The sequence below is a fragment of the Mesorhizobium sp. M0208 genome (assembly GCF_040322015.1).
Classification (GTDB): domain Bacteria; phylum Pseudomonadota; class Alphaproteobacteria; order Rhizobiales; family Rhizobiaceae; genus Mesorhizobium.
Window position 1 is genome coordinate 40,153 of sequence record NZ_JAMYSP010000019.1, and the last position, 14,663, is coordinate 54,815.

General features: G+C 64.6%; 17 protein-coding genes. 9 read left to right on the top strand and 8 right to left on the bottom strand.

Annotated elements, in window-relative coordinates; translation table 11 throughout:
- Nucleotides 1-52 precede the first annotated feature (52 nt).
- Together NKJ17_RS19475 and NKJ17_RS19480 are read right to left on the bottom strand one after the other, a co-directional pair.
- Nucleotides 53-1,828 (bottom strand): tetratricopeptide repeat protein, encoded by a 1,776-nt coding sequence (locus tag NKJ17_RS19475; RefSeq protein ID WP_352689780.1) that lies wholly within the window; start codon nucleotides 1,826-1,828, stop codon nucleotides 53-55.
- Between the two features lie 210 nt (nucleotides 1,829-2,038).
- Entirely contained in the window at nucleotides 2,039-2,644 is a 606-nt protein-coding gene (locus NKJ17_RS19480) for a TetR/AcrR family transcriptional regulator (RefSeq protein WP_352689754.1), read from the bottom strand.
- A gap of 104 nt (nucleotides 2,645-2,748) precedes the next feature.
- On the opposite strand from NKJ17_RS19480, the gene NKJ17_RS19485 reads away from it, so the two are divergent.
- Nucleotides 2,749-4,185 carry an MFS transporter gene (locus NKJ17_RS19485; protein ID WP_352689755.1) on the top strand — a complete coding sequence of 479 codons (1,437 nt, stop codon included), beginning with the start codon at nucleotides 2,749-2,751 and terminating at the stop codon, nucleotides 4,183-4,185.
- 37 nt (nucleotides 4,186-4,222) lie between these two features.
- On the opposite strand, the gene NKJ17_RS19490 is transcribed toward NKJ17_RS19485, so the two are convergent.
- Nucleotides 4,223-5,239 carry a polyprenyl synthetase family protein gene (locus NKJ17_RS19490; RefSeq protein WP_352593256.1) on the bottom strand — a complete coding sequence of 339 codons (1,017 nt, stop codon included), beginning with the start codon at nucleotides 5,237-5,239 and terminating at the stop codon, nucleotides 4,223-4,225.
- Between the two features lie 160 nt (nucleotides 5,240-5,399).
- On the opposite strand from NKJ17_RS19490, the gene NKJ17_RS19495 reads away from it, so the two are divergent.
- The 6 genes from NKJ17_RS19495 (at nucleotide 5,400) to moaB (ending at nucleotide 9,094) form a co-directional block, all read left to right on the top strand.
- Nucleotides 5,400-5,624, top strand: a complete 225-nt coding sequence (locus tag NKJ17_RS19495) for a putative signal transducing protein (protein WP_023674082.1) — start codon at nucleotides 5,400-5,402, stop codon at nucleotides 5,622-5,624.
- Nucleotides 5,624-6,424 (top strand): tRNA1(Val) (adenine(37)-N6)-methyltransferase, encoded by an 801-nt coding sequence (locus tag NKJ17_RS19500; protein WP_352682806.1) that lies wholly within the window; start codon nucleotides 5,624-5,626, stop codon nucleotides 6,422-6,424. The genes NKJ17_RS19495 and NKJ17_RS19500 overlap by 1 nt, the downstream gene beginning before the upstream one ends.
- Before the next feature lie 87 nt (nucleotides 6,425-6,511).
- Nucleotides 6,512-7,369 carry a S49 family peptidase gene (locus tag NKJ17_RS19505; protein ID WP_352456850.1) on the top strand — a complete coding sequence of 286 codons (858 nt, stop codon included), beginning with the start codon at nucleotides 6,512-6,514 and terminating at the stop codon, nucleotides 7,367-7,369.
- Nucleotides 7,370-7,450: 81 nt separating this feature from the next.
- Nucleotides 7,451-7,636, top strand: coding sequence for a membrane protein (locus NKJ17_RS19510; protein ID WP_023674078.1), 186 nt, complete (start codon nucleotides 7,451-7,453; stop codon nucleotides 7,634-7,636).
- A gap of 26 nt (nucleotides 7,637-7,662) precedes the next feature.
- Nucleotides 7,663-8,565: a 4-(cytidine 5'-diphospho)-2-C-methyl-D-erythritol kinase gene (locus tag NKJ17_RS19515; protein WP_352689781.1), complete on the top strand. Its 903-nt coding sequence runs from the start codon at nucleotides 7,663-7,665 to the stop codon at nucleotides 8,563-8,565.
- Entirely contained in the window at nucleotides 8,552-9,094 is a 543-nt protein-coding gene (gene moaB, locus NKJ17_RS19520) for a molybdenum cofactor biosynthesis protein B (RefSeq protein ID WP_352682803.1), read from the top strand. Before NKJ17_RS19515 ends, moaB begins: the two co-directional genes overlap by 14 nt.
- A 33-nt stretch (nucleotides 9,095-9,127) precedes the next feature.
- Here moaB and NKJ17_RS19525 read toward each other — a convergent pair whose 3' ends face one another.
- Both NKJ17_RS19525 and NKJ17_RS19530 read right to left on the bottom strand, forming a co-directional pair.
- Nucleotides 9,128-10,102, bottom strand: a complete 975-nt coding sequence (locus NKJ17_RS19525) for a phytanoyl-CoA dioxygenase family protein (protein ID WP_352689756.1) — start codon at nucleotides 10,100-10,102, stop codon at nucleotides 9,128-9,130.
- Between the two features lie 189 nt (nucleotides 10,103-10,291).
- Complete coding sequence (locus tag NKJ17_RS19530; RefSeq protein WP_023716858.1) at nucleotides 10,292-10,795, bottom strand: glycosyltransferase; 504 nt, start codon at nucleotides 10,793-10,795, stop codon at nucleotides 10,292-10,294.
- A 151-nt stretch (nucleotides 10,796-10,946) separates the two neighbouring features.
- Between NKJ17_RS19530 and NKJ17_RS19535 the strand changes: the two genes are divergently transcribed.
- The gene (locus NKJ17_RS19535) at nucleotides 10,947-12,101 is read left to right on the top strand and encodes a PA0069 family radical SAM protein (protein WP_254818651.1); all 1,155 of its coding nucleotides are present in this window, start codon (nucleotides 10,947-10,949) and stop codon (nucleotides 12,099-12,101) included.
- Between the two features lie 168 nt (nucleotides 12,102-12,269).
- On the top strand, nucleotides 12,270-12,965 hold the full coding sequence (gene rnhB / locus NKJ17_RS19540; protein ID WP_254818401.1) for a ribonuclease HII: 696 nt from the start codon (nucleotides 12,270-12,272) through the stop codon (nucleotides 12,963-12,965).
- A 253-nt stretch (nucleotides 12,966-13,218) separates the two neighbouring features.
- Here the strand turns inward: rnhB and NKJ17_RS19545 are convergent, their stop codons facing one another.
- The 3 genes from NKJ17_RS19545 to NKJ17_RS19555 all read right to left on the bottom strand — a co-directional run bounded on the left by NKJ17_RS19545 (nucleotide 13,219) and on the right by NKJ17_RS19555 (nucleotide 14,608).
- Entirely contained in the window at nucleotides 13,219-13,710 is a 492-nt protein-coding gene (locus NKJ17_RS19545; protein WP_023674071.1) for a F0F1 ATP synthase subunit B, read from the bottom strand.
- A gap of 10 nt (nucleotides 13,711-13,720) precedes the next feature.
- The gene (locus tag NKJ17_RS19550) at nucleotides 13,721-14,302 is read right to left on the bottom strand and encodes a F0F1 ATP synthase subunit B (RefSeq protein ID WP_352689757.1); all 582 of its coding nucleotides are present in this window, start codon (nucleotides 14,300-14,302) and stop codon (nucleotides 13,721-13,723) included.
- 81 nt (nucleotides 14,303-14,383) lie between these two features.
- Nucleotides 14,384-14,608 (bottom strand): F0F1 ATP synthase subunit C, encoded by a 225-nt coding sequence (locus NKJ17_RS19555; protein WP_254820421.1) that lies wholly within the window; start codon nucleotides 14,606-14,608, stop codon nucleotides 14,384-14,386.
- Between the last annotated feature and the right edge of the window lie 55 nt (nucleotides 14,609-14,663).

The window sequence follows — 14,663 nt, forward strand, 5'->3', positions numbered from 1 at the left end:
CGGGATGCGGCACCTCGTAGAGTGCCGCTCGGCGACCGTCAAGGCGATGGGGTCACCCCTTCGGGGCGGGCGCCGGCTCGGGCTTCACCTTGGGGGTTTCCTGCGCCGTGTTGGATTCGATCGGCGGCAGGCCCTTCATCAGCTTTTGCTGCAAGGCGGCAAGCACATCCGGGTCCGGCTTCAGGTCGCGGGCCTGGTTCCACTGGAAGGTGGCTTCCAGCTTGCGGCCGACGCGCCAGTAGGCGTCCCCGAGGTGATCGTTGAGCACCGGATCCTCCGGCTTCAACGAAACGGCGCGTTCCATTTCGCGCACCGCGTCGTCGAACTGGCCAAGGCGGTAATAGGCCCAGCCCAGCGAGTCGACGATGTAGCCGTCGCTCGGCCTCAGGTCGACGGCCTTCTGGATCATCGCGAGGCCTTCCTTGAGGTTCATGTTCTTGTCGACCCAGGAATAGCCGAGATAGTTCAGGACCTGCGGCTGGTCGGGGTAGAGCTCCAGCGCCTTGCGGAAATTCGGCTCGGCCTTCGGCCATTCCTTCAATCGCTCATAGGCGATGCCACGCTGGTAGAAGATGTTCCAGTTGGCGGCGGTCGGCGTCTTCAGCACCTCGACTGCCTTGTCGTAAAGATTGGCGGCGGAGCGGAAATCCTCCTTCGCGGAATAGACGCCGCCGAGCGCCAGATAGGCGCGCATGTCGTCTGGATGCGCATCGACGATGGCCTTGAGGTGAGCGATCGCCTCGTCATTGCGGTCAAGATCGGCAAGGTTGAGGCCAAGCTGCAGGTCCGAAAGCTCCTTCAGCGGCGAGCCGGCGGGAATGCGGCGATAGAGCGCGATGGCGCCCTCGCCGTCTTTCAACTGCTCGGCAACGGCGGCAAGCTGAACAAGCGCCGCGTCGTTGCCGGGCCGCAGCGCCAGGGCATATCGCAGATAGAGCCGCACGAACGGCTCGCCGCCGCCGCGGTTGAGCGCGGTGGCGAGATCGAGCAGGATCTCCGAGGCGCCGTCCGAGGGACCGGCAACGAATGGTTCGATCTTTTCGCCCTTGTTGATCTTGTCGCGAAGCGCTGCAATCTCGACCTTGCCGGGCGCAAACGCCTCGGCCTTGTCGAGCACCGACAGCGCCTTGGCCTTGTCGCCTTTGCGGGCGAGGAAAGAGGCGTAGGCCTGCGCGTTGCGCATCCATGTTTCGGGGGCCGCACCGCCAGCGGCCGTGTCTTGCAGGGTGGCGGTGTAGAGCGCATCCGCCCTGTCGGGCAGGCCCGAGGCGTCGGCAATCAAGGCACGGTGGAACGACTTGAACGGGCTGAACCAGTCGGGGCCCTGCAGCTTGTCGATGGAAGCCATGGCCTCGCCGGCGTCGCCCTCACCTTGCTTGGCCCAGCCGGTCATGACGCCGGAGATCAGCCGGTCGAGATCGGATTCGAGCGACAGCTTGAGCCAGTATTCGGCCTTGGAGAAATCCTTCTTGTGGAAGGAATCGATCGCCAGCGCCAGGCGCGAGAAGCGCTCGACGTCGGGAACCGCCTTGAGCTTGTCGGCATAGACCAGGGACTCGTCGAAGCGACCCTGCGCGATCAGCGACAGCATCAGGCTTTGCTGCAGTCCTGTATCGTTCGGATCGAACGCAAGCGCCTGCTTGTAATAGGAAATGGCGCTGTCGAGGTCGTTGTCGCCTTCGGCAATCCGCGCGGCGAGATACGCTCCCGAGAAGGATGTGATCCTGACCGGCTCGGCGGTCTGTCTGGCATGCGCCGGCAAACCCGAGATCGCCATGCCCGTCGCGATTGCCAGCCCCGTCAGCCAGCGCGCATATCCTTGCCGCATCATATCCCTTTCAGCCAAACGCCATCTCCGCGTCAGCGGGATCGCCGTAGACTCGATCTTTACAGGTAAAGCATGGCCTTTTTGGGGTCACGCTTCAACCCGGCCCGAATTCACAATCGGGTCAAGCAATTAATAAACCATGCCGAGAGAGGGTCGCACGACCGCATTGCGACAATCCGGTAATGGGAAACCGGCGTCACGGCCCGGAACTCAGGACGTTTGCGAAAGGCTTGCGTCGAGCGCCTGCATGGCGACGGTGACAAGATCGTGCAGCCGCTTTTTCGGCACGCCGTCGCGTGCCTGCACCGAAAGGCCGTGCATCAGCGTGGCGTAATAATCACCCAACATCTCGGCGTCGGTACCCGGCTTCAATTCGCCATCGCGCACCGCTTGCTTCAACCGCTCGACGATCGATGCGGTACGCGCCAGCCGGTGCTCCGCCAGCCATTGCTGCACGGCGTCGTTTTCGACGGCGCAATTGGTGGCGGCCGTCACCACCATGCAGCCCTGCGGCTGCCCCGGCCGCGTATAGATTTCGACGGCGTCGCGAAGCATGCGCTCGATGACGCGCCGGACGTTTGGTTCTTCCTGCAGCGCGCGTGTGGCAAAGCCGCCCTCATTGGCCTCGTAAAGTCCCACCGCTTCGCGAAACAGATCCTCCTTCGAGCCGAAGGCGGCATAGATGCGCGCCGATGCGAGGCCAAGCGCCGAAACGAGATCGGCCATCGAGGTGCCCTCGTAGCCACGTCTCCAGAAAGCGTCCCGGGCTTTCTCCAGCGCCTGGTCGCGGTCGAACTCCCTTGGCCTTCCCGCCATTGCGACCTCTAATTTTTGTCGATCAACAAATAATCCGCTTGACTTCGGATTGCAAATCTCAATTCTTTGTCGATCATTAAATAATTGTCGATAAGGAGACCGACATGAGTTCACTGGATCAAGGCGCGCCGCTCGGGGCAATCGCAACGCAAGGGACAACCGGTGTGAAGCGCGGCGCAACGCTGGCGCTGCTCGCCTTCGCGCAGCTCATCCTCTCGCTCGATCTCAACATCGTCTTCGTGGCGCTGCCGGAGATCGGCGCCGGCCTCGGATTTTCCGGGCAGACCCTGCAATGGGTGGTGAGCGCCTACACGGTCTTTACCGGCGGGTTCCTGCTGTTCGGCGGCCGGGCCGCCGACCTGATCGGCCAACGCCGCGTCTTCATCTTCGCACTCTGGCTCTACGCGCTTTCTTCGCTTGTCGGCGGCCTGGCATGGTCACCGGAAATCATCATTGCGGCACGTGCGGTCCAAGGCATCGGCGCCGCATTCCTGTTTCCGGCGACGCTGTCGCTGATCAACCGTCTGTTCGCCGAAGGACCGGAACGCAACCGGGCGCTCGCCGTCTGGGGCGGCGCAGGCGCCAGCGGCCTGACGCTCGGTTCGCTTGCCGGCGGGTTTCTGACCAGCGCCTTCGGCTGGCCGTCGGTCTTCTACGTCAACGTGCTGCTGGCCGGGATCGCCATCATCGCGGCTTTCGCCATCATACCGCGCGATCGCAAGCGGCACGAGCACCGCAGCTTCGATCTGCCGGGCGCATTGACCGTCACCGCCGGGGCGACGCTGCTTGTCTTCACCCTGGTTCAGGGGCCTGAATATGGCTGGGGATCGACCGCAATCATCGTCGGCGCAGCACTGGCGGCATTCTTCCTGATCGCCTTCACGATGATCGAGGCGAAGAGCGCCGATCCGCTGATGCCGCTGCGCCTGTTTTACAACCGCAGCCTCGTCGCCGGCATGACGACAACCTTCCTCTACATGGCGACTTTTGGAGCGCTGCCCTACTTCCTCACCGTGCTGTTGCAGAACGTGCACGGTTTCACTGCCTTGCAGACGGGCCTTGCCTTTCTCGTGCCGTCGGTCGCCATCGCCACCGGCACGCAAGCCGGCGAGCGTCTGGCGACGCGCTTTTCGACGCGCAGCACGCTGGTCGGCGGCATGATCGTCGGCGCGGTCGGCACTGCATTGATGGTATCAGGCGCAACCGCGGAGAGCAGCTATCTGTCCCTTGTACCCGGCCTGATCGTCTCCGGCGTCGGACAAGGCATCGTCTGGACCGCAATGTGGATTGCCGCCGCTTCCGGCGTTGCCCACGATCAGCAAGGCGTCGCCTCGGGGATGGCTTCGACGACGCTCAATGTCGGCAACGCCATCGGCATGGCCGTGCTGATTGCGATTGCGAACAGCCAAATCGGCGAATTGTCCGGCGATGCGTTGAAAATTGCCGTCGCCGACGGCATCCAGGTTGCCTTCCGGCTCGCGGCGGCGGGCATCGTCGTCAGTTTGCTGGCAGCAATAGTGCTTCCGGCAAAGGCTCGATGAGAATAGGCGGCGTCCCGGCCTCGCGCCGCGACGCCTGTCAATTCACCCGGCTGATGCAGAAATCGATGACGTCGATCAGTGCAGACTTCTGCGGCGTCGCCTCGAGCGGCGCCAGCGCGTCGCGGGCTATCTCGCCGAAATGGCGGGCGCGCCCTATGGTGTCGGCAATCGCCCCGTGGCGGAGCATCAGGCCGATGGCCTTTTCCAGCCCGGCATCGTCGGCGGCATTGTCCTCGATGGCGCGTTTCCAGAAGCTGCGCTCGGCCTTGGTGCCGCGCCGATAGGCGAGGATCACCGGCAGCGTCACCTTGCCCTCGCGGAAATCGTCGCCGACATTCTTGCCGAGATCCTTGCTGGTGCCGCCGTAATCCAGCGCGTCATCGATCAGCTGGAAGGCAAGGCCGAGATTCATGCCGTAGGAGCGAAGTGCTGCGCGATCATTGCGCGTCGCCTGGGCGATGACGGGGCCGACCTCGGCGGCAGCGGAGAACAGCGCCGCGGTCTTGGCCTTGATCACCGCGAAATGCTCGTCCTCGGTGGTCTCGAGGTTTTTTGCGGCAGCGAGCTGCATCACCTCGCCTTCGGCGATGACCGAAGCGGCGCTGGATAGGATATCGAGCGCTTCGAGCGAGCCGACGTCGACCATCATGCGAAAGGCTTGGCCGAGCAGGAAATCACCGACCAGAACACTGGCCTGGTTGCCCCAGATCATACGCGCCGTCTTCTTGCCGCGCCGCATGCCGCTTTCGTCGACGACGTCGTCGTGGAGAAGTGTCGCGGTATGCATGAATTCGACCGATGTGGCGAGCTTGACATGGCCGTCGCCGGAATAGCCGAACATCTGGGCCGCGGCGAGCGTCAGCATCGGCCGCAGCCGTTTGCCGCCCGACGAGATCAGATGGTTGGCTATCTCCGGAATCATCTCGACATCGGAGCCGGCCTTCGACAGGATCAATTTGTTGACGCGCCCCATGTCGGCCACGGTCAGGTCGATGAGGTCCTTTATCGAGGCGGCTTCGCGCTTCCCGTTTTCAATGTTGAGAACGACACCCACGGCAAAACTCCCAACCTCGATATGCACGACGGCAACATGGTCCCTGGACAGACTCTAGGGTGTCACCCACCGGCGCGGCAAGAGGCGAATTGGCGCGCCGGCTCTGGTACATGATCACGCCTACGTTTACATCAATGCCGCAAACTGCGAGTTTCACCCGATGATAGAGCTCATCCGCACCAACGACGCCGTCATCATTTCGTTTGTCGAATCGCTGATGCGCGATGCCGGCATCGGCTGTTTCGTCGCCGACCAGAATATGAGCGTCCTCGACGGCTCGATCGGCATCCTGCCCCGCCGTGTCATGGTGGACGCCGACAAGGCCGATGCGGCGCGGCGCATCCTGACGGATGCCGGCATCGCCAACGAGATCCGCCAAAAATAATGTCCGCGTCGCCCGCTGCCCTTGTCCCGGACATGCCGGCTCATACGGTCGATGCCTTTCATCGCGGTCGCTTCTGGCTGGTGCAGCCGAGAAAGGCAGGCCACCGCGCCGGCATGGATGCGATGATGCTGGCGGCTGCCGTGCCGTCCTCGTTCGCCGGGCGGCTTGCCGACTTTGGCGCGGGTGCCGGTGCCGCCGGCCTGGCGGTCCTGTCGCGCTGCCCCGGTGCCGCGGCCGTGCTTGTCGAGCGTTCCCCGGAAATGGCGGCCTTCGCCACCACCACGCTTGCCCATCCCGGCAATGCGCATCTCAGCAACCGCGCTTCGGTGCTCGTCGCCGATGTCGCGCTGTCGGGCCGGGCGCGAACGGCCGCCGGCCTCGAGGACAACAGCTTCGATTTCGTCATCATGAACCCGCCGTTCAATGCCGCCGAGGATCGCGCGACGCCCGATCCGCTGAGAAAGGCCGCGCATGTCTCGGAGGATGGGCTGTTCGACAGCTGGATCCGCAGCGCGGCCGCGGTGGTCAGACCGGGCGGCGGGCTGGCCGTCATCGCCCGGCCGGAACAGCTCGGCGCCATCCTCGATGCCATCGCCGGCCGCTTCGGCGATGCCGAGATGCTGGCCGTCCACCCTCGCCCCGAAGCGGCGGCGATCCGCATCGTTGTCCGGGCAGCACTCGGCGCACGCGGCAAACTGTCGATCCAGCCACCGCTGATGCTGCATGCCTATTCAGGCAATGGCCCTTCGGAGCGGGCGGAGCTGATCAATAACGGGCTGGCGTCGCTGTTCGGAGACTGATCCATTCTGATTGCCGGGGTGACGGCATTGCCGTTGGCCGGCGAATTCTTACATGCCTCAAGCAAATCGACCGGAGACCGCCCCCTCGTGAAACGCCTTTTCAACCGCCTGCTGCCGAAATCCTGGCGCTCCACCGTCGTCACCATTCCGGTCATCCGGCTGCACGGCACGATCATGCCCGGCGGCGGCCAGTTCCGGCCGAGCCTGTCGCTCGCTTCCACCGCCGGCCTTCTCGAAAAGCTGTTTTCCTTCGACGCGCCGGCGGTCGCCATCTCGATCAATTCGCCAGGTGGCTCGCCGGTGCAGTCGCGGCTGATTTTCAGGCGCATCCGCGACCTGGCGAGCGAGAAGAACAAGAAAGTCCTGGTTTTCGTCGAGGACGTGGCGGCATCGGGCGGCTACATGATCGCGGTCGCCGGCGACGAGATCTTTGCCGACCCGTCCTCCATCGTCGGCTCGATCGGCGTGGTGTCGGCCTCGTTCGGCTTTCCGGAGCTGTTGAAGAAGATCGGCGTCGAGCGCCGCGTCCACACCGCCGGCCAGAACAAGGCGGTGCTCGACCCGTTCAAGCCGGAAAAGAAGGAGGACGTCGAGCGCCTGAAGGCGCTGCAGCTCGAGGTCCACGAGACCTTCATCGATCTCGTCAAGGACAGGCGCGGCAGCAAGCTCAAGGACGATCCCGACCTGTTCACCGGACTTTTCTGGACGGCCAAAAAGGGGCTGGAGCTCGGGCTGGTCGATGCGCTCGGCGACATGCGCAGCGTGCTGAAGAGCCGTTTCGGGCCGAAGACCCAGCTCAAGCTGATCACCGCGCCGCGCGGCCTGTTCGGCCGCTTCGGCCTGTTCGGCTCGAGCTTTTCGGCGCCCGATATCGCCGCCGCCGCGGCAAGCGGCGTCATCGATGCGGCGGAAGAGCGCGCGCTGTGGGCGCGCTTCGGGCTTTGAAAAGCTGGTGAAAGCGTCTAGCATAAATCATCAACCGACCCGACCGGCCGCCTTGCCGGCCTTGCGAGGGAGGAGTTTGACATGCCGCAGATCATTTTCTTCGCCGTCGTCGGCATTGCCGCCTATTTCGGCTACCGCTCCTTCGTCAGGGAAGCCGAGCGTGTGACCGCCAAGGTGCGGCGTACCGAAAAGCAGGCCGCCAACGGTACGATGGGAACGCTGGTCAAGGATCCCAAGACCGGCGAATACCGTCTGGCCAAGGATTGACCGTCGTCCCCCTCGCGGCCGAGCCAGTGAACGCCGAGGCCAGCATCCGGGCATCGCATGCGCACGCCAAGATAAATCTCGCGCTGCACGTCACCGGCCAGCGCGCCGACGGTTATCACACGATCGAAAGCCTGGCTGTGTTCACGCGCTTCGGCGACCGCATCGAGACGGAACTTGCCGACAGCGATGGGTTTTCCGTGTCTGGCAAATACGCCTCCGCGGTGCCGGTCGACGACAATAATCTGGTGGTGAGAGCGCGCGATGCACTGCGGCGCGAGGCCGGTCTCCAGCACGCACCGGCTGTCGCGATCAGGCTCGAAAAGAACCTGCCGGTCGCGTCCGGTGTCGGCGGCGGGTCGAGCGATGCGGCGGCTGTGCTGCGCGCCCTGGTCCAGACCTGGGGACTTGATGTCGGCGATGCCGAACTGGCGCGGATCGGCCTGTCACTCGGCGCCGACGTGCCGATGTGCCTCGCTGCCAGACCGCTGATAGCCCGCGGCATCGGCGACGAGCTGACGCTCGTGCCGGGTTTCCCGGCGCTGGGTCTGGTGCTCGTCAATCCCGGCACTGCCGTCTCGACGGCCGACGTGTTCGAGGCGCTTGGCCGCCGCGACAATGCGGGGCTGCCGCCGCTGCCGCGCAGCCTCGACTTCCACAGCATCCGCAACTGGCTGGAGATCACCCGCAACGATCTCGAGCCTGCGGCGCGCGCAATCCAGCCCGCCATCGGCAAGGCGCTTTCCGTGCTCAACAAGGCCGGAGCCGGTTTTGCCAGGATGTCCGGTTCCGGCGCCACCTGCTTCGGGCTGTTCGAGACCGGCAATGTGGCCAAGCGCGCGGCCGTCGATATCCGCGGCCGCCATCCCGACTGGTTTGTCGCCGCGACGCGAAGCGTGACATCGGAGGTTGATGCCCATGGCCAGGATTGACGAGAGCCGCCCCTTCGTTCCCGTGCGCATCGCGGTACTGACCGTTTCCGATACGCGCAGCCTCGCCGACGACAAATCCGGGCAGACGCTGGCCGACCGCATTGCCGAGGCCGGCCATGTCCTGGCCGCCCGCGACATCGTCACCGACGACCGCGATAAGATTCGCGACAAGGTCCTGGGCTGGTCGAAGGACGAAGCGATTGATGTCGTCATCACCACCGGCGGCACCGGCTTCACCGGCCGCGATGTGACGCCGGAAGCGCTGGAGCCGATCTTCGAAAAGCGCATGGACGGCTTTTCCGAAGTATTCCACCGCATCTCCTACGACAAGATCGGCACTTCGACGATCCAGAGCCGGGCAACCGGCGGCGTCGTCAATGCCACCTTCGTTTTCGTGCTGCCGGGCTCGCCGGGCGCCTGCAAGGACGCCTGGGACGGCATCTTGAAGCCGCAGCTCGACTATCGGCACATGCCCTGCAACTTCGTCGAGATCATGCCGCGGCTGGACGAGCATTTGCGGCGCGGCTGAGGCGAGCCAAGATGTCAGCCAAGCGACCTCGGTTTAGCGAATGACCGGCTCGCCGTGAAAACGCCGGCGCGAGGGCGGCGACACGCCGAAGCCGACTTCCATCATCAGCCTCGGCGTGCGCGTCGGCACGGTGCCCATATGGAAGCCGAACGGGTCCTCGACAAAGCCGAGGCCGGCCGGCCCGGTCAGCGTGACCGGGCTCTGCTCGCCATAGACGCCCAGCACCTCTTCCGCCGAATGGCCGACCAGCAGCGTCAGCTGGTGCTTCAGGATGCGCCGGTTGTGGGAGCCGCGGACATAGACATGCGGCCCGGTGTCGTTGTCGACCGGCACCAGGTAGAAGAAAAACTTCAGCATGCGCCAGTCGTCGAGGTCGAAATGGTATTTGCCGAGCGAGGCCATGTTCTTGTCGGCGTCCGAGACGCCACCGGTCGGAAAGCTCCACCAGACGCGGGTGGTGATCAGCTTGGCCTGACTGCCGAGATAGTGCGCTGCGATATCGAGAAGCAGCGGATCGCGCTGCACGGCGACCGCAGCGCTGCAGTCGAGGACCCGCTCGAAATAATGGCCGCTGAGCAGCGGACGGCCGAAATGCTTTTCGGCATCGGCGTGTTTTTCGGGCAGGAATTCCAGCCGGCGGTCGAAATTGCCGAAGCATGGCGTGCGCTCGGCGAAGCGGGCGATCTCCTCATGGATGGCGGCCGGCAGCATCAGGCCCGAATAGAGCCCCTCGGTGCGCAGCGCGCCGACGACGGCATCGCGGTCAACGCCGGCGAACATCGTTTCACCGACATTGCGCGCCGGCGGAACGGGCTTTGCACCGCGCCAGTGCAGCCGCCGCGCCGGCATGGTGCGCGCCAGCATGAACATCGGCAGCCATGCCGGATTCTCGCGAAGGTCGGAAAGATAGGTCGGGATGCGGGCGGCGATGCGGCGCAGCGTACCGCCATTGCGTGCGATCGCCTCGAGGCTTGCAGCGCCGGACTTGTCGGGGCTTGAAAGGGTCATCGGGGTCCTCAAATGTCGGGGGAACAGCATCGACATAATCGTCGCCGCCGCTCCGGCACACCCCAAACCCATTCGCCCGTTTCGCAGGGAATGGTAACCCCCGGCCAGATTTTGTGCAATGCACAATAAGCGACGACGCGCCAGAAAATTTGCTTGGGCGGCATTCCCTAGGCCCGGGATGGTAAGCCGTCACTTCCGCGGCGCCACCCAGATCTCGGCGTGGAGCCTTCTTGTCGCCAGGCCGCGGGCGATCGCTTCGGCGCTGCGGGCGCTCTTAGACAGCGCGGCGGCCTGACGCTTGCTGATCACCAAGCCTTCGGCGAGAGCGCGATTTCCGGCAAATACGCGTGACAGGAAGGGCGCGCGGCTGCCGCGGGCCCGCGAAAATCGCGCCGCCATGGTTTGCCTGGCGGTGTGGGCGACGACCTCGTCGATCCAGCCCTCCCCCAGCCGCGCGCCCGGTTCCAGCAAGAGCAGCCAGTCGCCCTTGGCCTGCCTGATGCCCGCAGCGATGCCGCCACTGACATAGTGGCAGCCGGCATGTTCGGCGACGCGGTGCGTCTGATCGGTCGAGCCGGTATCGCAGACGAGAACGTCGCGCACTACGCCCTCGACCGCGCCGCCGATCAGCGAGGCGAGCGTGCGGGCAAGGCCCTCCTCGTCATTCAGGGTTTCGATCAGGACGCTGAGCATGTTTAGCCGAATAGCGGAAAGCGGTGGGCAGCGCCAGTTTTTGCGGCGCGCCGCGAGAAAGTTCTTGCTTTGTTCTCGTCAATGCGATAGGAATACATTCATGAGCAGAGCGATTCGACAGCGGGCGGACAGTCCCTGGGAAAGGGCCAAAATGGAACAGATCGTGCGTGCCGACATTGCCGCCTTCGGCGCTGGCAGGGCCGAGATGGCGAATGCGATGATCGAGCAGAGCGGCATGCGCGTTCGTCCGGACCGCAATCGCGGCCGGTCGGCGGGCATCAATCCGTCCGGCCGTTTCGAGCCGGTCAGCCGGCATGTGTTCGATGACGGCTGGAATTCGCTGGAGGAGCTGCCGCCCTTCAAGACCGAGGTACAGGTCGAGAAGCCGCGCACCATCATCACCCGCAACGAATCGCCCGATATCTCCTTCGACCGCTCGATCAATCCCTATCGCGGCTGCGAACATGGCTGCGTCTATTGTTTCGCGCGGCCGACGCACAGCTTCATGGGCCTGTCGCCGGGGCTGGATTTCGAATCGAAGCTGTTTGCCAAGCCGGATGCGGCGCGGTTGCTCGACAAGGAATTGTCCAGGGATAATTACCAGCCGCGCACCATCGCCATAGGCACCAACACCGATCCCTATCAGCCGATAGAGAAGCAATACCGGATCATGCGTGAGATCCTCGAAGTGCTGGAGGCGCGCGGCCATCCGGTCGGCATCGTCACCAAATCGGCACTGGTGACCCGCGATATCGACATTCTGTCGCGCATGGCCGAGCGCGGGTTGGCCAAGGTGGCGCTGTCGGTGACGACATTGGACAGGATGCTGGCCAGAACGATGGAGCCGCGCGCGTCGACGCCGACCAAGCGGCTGGAGGCGATCAGACAGCTTTCGGACGCCGGCATTCCGGCCTCGGTGATGGTCGCGCCGATCATCCCCGGACTGACCGACCCGGAAATGGAGCGCATCCTCGATTCGGCGCAGGCAGCGGGCGCGCGTGAAGCAGGCTATGTGCTGCTGCGCCTGCCGCTGGAGGTCGCGCCGATCTTCAAGGACTGGCTGCTGCGCCACTATCCCGACCGCTATCGCCACGTCATGTCGCTGATCCGTTCGATGCGCGACGGCAAGGACTACGATTCGGAATGGGGCAAGCGCATGAAAGGCTCCGGCCCCTATGCCTGGCAGATTGGCCGGCGTTTCGAGATCGCCGCCAAACGGCTCGGCCTCAATGCCGAACGGCGCTCGCTCAGGACCGACCAGTTCGTCCCCGCTGCCAAGGCAACCGAGCAGCTGATGCTGCTGTGACAAAGCGTCTCGCGCCAGCCGCTTTGAAGCGGCCGCAGCAGGCGAAAAATCCCGTCCGGCCTGTCCTGTCCCCGGGCTTGCAGACGGTAGCCCCCTCCTGGTCCGGTGCCCCGCCCGACCCGGAGGGGACTTGCGGAGAATCGGAGCCGATGCGAACCTCGCCGCACCATGGCTCGCCCGCGTTCCGATTCTCCGCTTCTCTTCGAAATCGTCGAGAAACCCGACTTCTCGTTCGAGACGAGAGCGATGGCCGAAGGCCTTTGGCCGGTGGCGGGGATGGACGAGGCCGGCCGCGGCCCACTCGCCGGGCCGGTGGTGGCGGCAGCGGTGGTGCTCGATCCCGCCAACATCCCCGACGGCCTCGATGATTCCAAGCGGCTGACGCATTTGCAGCGTGAGGCGCTGTTCATGAAAATCCTCGGCTCCGCACTCGCCGTGTCGATGGCCTCGGTCAGCGCCGAAGGCATCGATGCCTCCAACATTCTCAGGGCCAGCCTGGAGGCGATGCGCCGTGCAGTGGCCGGCCTGTCAATCCGGCCGAAGCTGGCACTGGCCGACGGCCGCGACGTGCCGCCCGGCCTGCCCTGCGAGGGCAAAGCGCTGATCAAGGGCGACCAGCGCTCGCAGTCGATCGCCGCAGCCTCGATCGTCGCCAAGGTGTTGCGCGACCGCATGATGTGCGGCTGCGGCAGCCATCATGCGCGTTACGGCTTCGAACTGCATATGGGCTACGCCACTGTGCGCCATCGCACGGCGATCGATCTGCACGGGCCGGTGGCGCGGCTGCACCGCGCCTCCTTCGCGCCGTTCCGGTTCGGCGGCACCGAGGTGCTGGAGGAAGAGGTTTTTTCGGGTTTGGATTGAGATTGGCGAAAGCGGCTGAGCGCGGATCTCCCCCCTCGAGGGGGAGATGGCCGGCAGGCCAGAGGGGGTCGCCTCGCGTGAAGCGCCAACGTTCTCTTTCGTCCCACGTGGCGTCGCGCCAGGCCGACCCCCTCTGTCGCCTTTGGCGACATCTCCCCCTCGAGGGGGGAGATTATGCGCTCTGCCGCTTTCGCCAACAAAAAAGCCGCCGGGTTTCCCAGGCGGCTTTCGATGAATTTCTCGACGAAGTCGCTTAATTCAGTTTCGACTTCAAATCCTGCAGGGAGGCGTTGAACAGGTCGGCGCCGGCCTTGGCGTCGATCTTGCCGGCCAGCAGCGCGCGCGCGGCTTCGACCGCGATGTCGACAGCGCTGGCGCGCACTTCGCCGATCGCTTCGCGCTCGGCCTGGCCGATCTTCTGCTCGGCCAAGGCGGTGCGCCGGGCGACATAGTCCTCGGTCTTCTTGTGCGCCTCGGCGGCAAGCATGTCGGCTTCGCGCTTGGCGGCGGCAACGATGGCCGCCGCCTCCTGCTCGGCTTCCTTGCGCTTGCGCTGGTATTGGCCAAGCAGCTGCTGTGCCTCTTCGCGCAACCGGCGCGCCTCCTCGAGCTCGGAGCTGATCTTGTCGGCCCGCGCATCGAGCGCCTTGGCGATCATGCCCGGCACCTTGATGTAGATGGCGATGCCGAGGAAGATTACGAGGGCAACCGTTGCCCAAAGCGTCGCGAGAGATGTGGCGTCCATGATGCGCTCCTCACCCGGCCACGGATTTGACCGCGGCCGCGATTTCGGCCTTGCTGGCCTTGCCGCCGACAAGCGCCTCGACGATGGCCGAAGCGGTGTCCTCGGCGATCGTGCCGACTTCTTTCATGGCATTGGCCTTGATGGAAGAAATACGCGCCTCGGCCTCGCCAAGCTTCTGGTCAAGCGCTGCCTCGATCGTCTTGCGGGCAGCTTCGGCTTCCGCCTTGGCCGCATCGTTGGCCTGCTGGCCGATCGCATTGGCCTTGCCCTTGGCTTCCGCCAATTCCTGCTCATAGGCGGCAACGGCGGCATCGGCCTCGCTCTTCAGCCGGGCAGCATGATCGAGATCCTGCGTGATGCGGTCGTTGCGAACGTCGATGATGCCGCCGACGCGCGGCATCACTACCCGTTTCAAGAAGAGGTAGAACAGCCCGAAAGTGATTGCCAGCCACAGCAGCTGTGACGGGTACGTTGCCGGATTGAATGGCGGGAACGTGCCGTGCGCCTCGGCAGGCACGCCGGTGGCGGCGTGCGCGTCGGCTTCCGTTGCGGCGGGCGCGGACTCTTGCGCAAAGGCAGATGTCACGAACATGGACTATCCCCGAAATTCAGTCCCGCCGCAGGATCGCGGCCGGCCTGTTCAATTCTTCCCAATGTTCAGCCGAACAAATATTCAGCCGAACAGGGCGAGAAGCGCGATGAGAAGCGAGAAAATACCCAGCGCTTCGGTCACGGCGAAGCCGAAAATCAGACGGCCGAACTGGCCGTCGGCGGCCGACGGGTTGCGCAGCGCGCCCGCCAGATAGCTGCCGAAGATGTTGCCGAGGCCAACGCCCGCGCCGCCCATGCCGAGGCATGCGATGCCGGCGCCGATGTACTTTGCTGCTTCTGCGTCCATTTGTTCAACTCCTTTGGATCTAAAATTCCGTTGCAAATTCGATCCGGCGGCAATG

What these genes read in the sequence shown, in the direction of transcription:
- NKJ17_RS19475 (WP_352689780.1), bottom strand. Translation starts at nt 1,828, where the DNA reads ATGCGGCAAGGATATGCGCGCTGGCTGACGGGGCTGGCAATCGCGACG.
- NKJ17_RS19480 (WP_352689754.1), bottom strand. Translation starts at nt 2,644, where the DNA reads ATGGCGGGAAGGCCAAGGGAGTTCGACCGCGACCAGGCGCTGGAGAAA.
- NKJ17_RS19485 (WP_352689755.1), top strand. Translation starts at nt 2,749, where the DNA reads ATGAGTTCACTGGATCAAGGCGCGCCGCTCGGGGCAATCGCAACGCAA.
- NKJ17_RS19495 (WP_023674082.1), top strand. Translation starts at nt 5,400, where the DNA reads ATGATAGAGCTCATCCGCACCAACGACGCCGTCATCATTTCGTTTGTC.
- NKJ17_RS19500 (WP_352682806.1), top strand. Translation starts at nt 5,624, where the DNA reads ATGTCCGCGTCGCCCGCTGCCCTTGTCCCGGACATGCCGGCTCATACG.
- NKJ17_RS19510 (WP_023674078.1), top strand. Translation starts at nt 7,451, where the DNA reads ATGCCGCAGATCATTTTCTTCGCCGTCGTCGGCATTGCCGCCTATTTC.
- moaB (WP_352682803.1), top strand. Translation starts at nt 8,552, where the DNA reads ATGGCCAGGATTGACGAGAGCCGCCCCTTCGTTCCCGTGCGCATCGCG.
- NKJ17_RS19525 (WP_352689756.1), bottom strand. Translation starts at nt 10,102, where the DNA reads ATGACCCTTTCAAGCCCCGACAAGTCCGGCGCTGCAAGCCTCGAGGCG.
- NKJ17_RS19530 (WP_023716858.1), bottom strand. Translation starts at nt 10,795, where the DNA reads ATGCTCAGCGTCCTGATCGAAACCCTGAATGACGAGGAGGGCCTTGCC.
- NKJ17_RS19535 (WP_254818651.1), top strand. Translation starts at nt 10,947, where the DNA reads ATGGAACAGATCGTGCGTGCCGACATTGCCGCCTTCGGCGCTGGCAGG.
- rnhB (WP_254818401.1), top strand. Translation starts at nt 12,270, where the DNA reads ATGGCTCGCCCGCGTTCCGATTCTCCGCTTCTCTTCGAAATCGTCGAG.
- NKJ17_RS19545 (WP_023674071.1), bottom strand. Translation starts at nt 13,710, where the DNA reads ATGGACGCCACATCTCTCGCGACGCTTTGGGCAACGGTTGCCCTCGTA.
- NKJ17_RS19550 (WP_352689757.1), bottom strand. Translation starts at nt 14,302, where the DNA reads ATGTTCGTGACATCTGCCTTTGCGCAAGAGTCCGCGCCCGCCGCAACG.
- NKJ17_RS19555 (WP_254820421.1), bottom strand. Translation starts at nt 14,608, where the DNA reads ATGGACGCAGAAGCAGCAAAGTACATCGGCGCCGGCATCGCATGCCTC.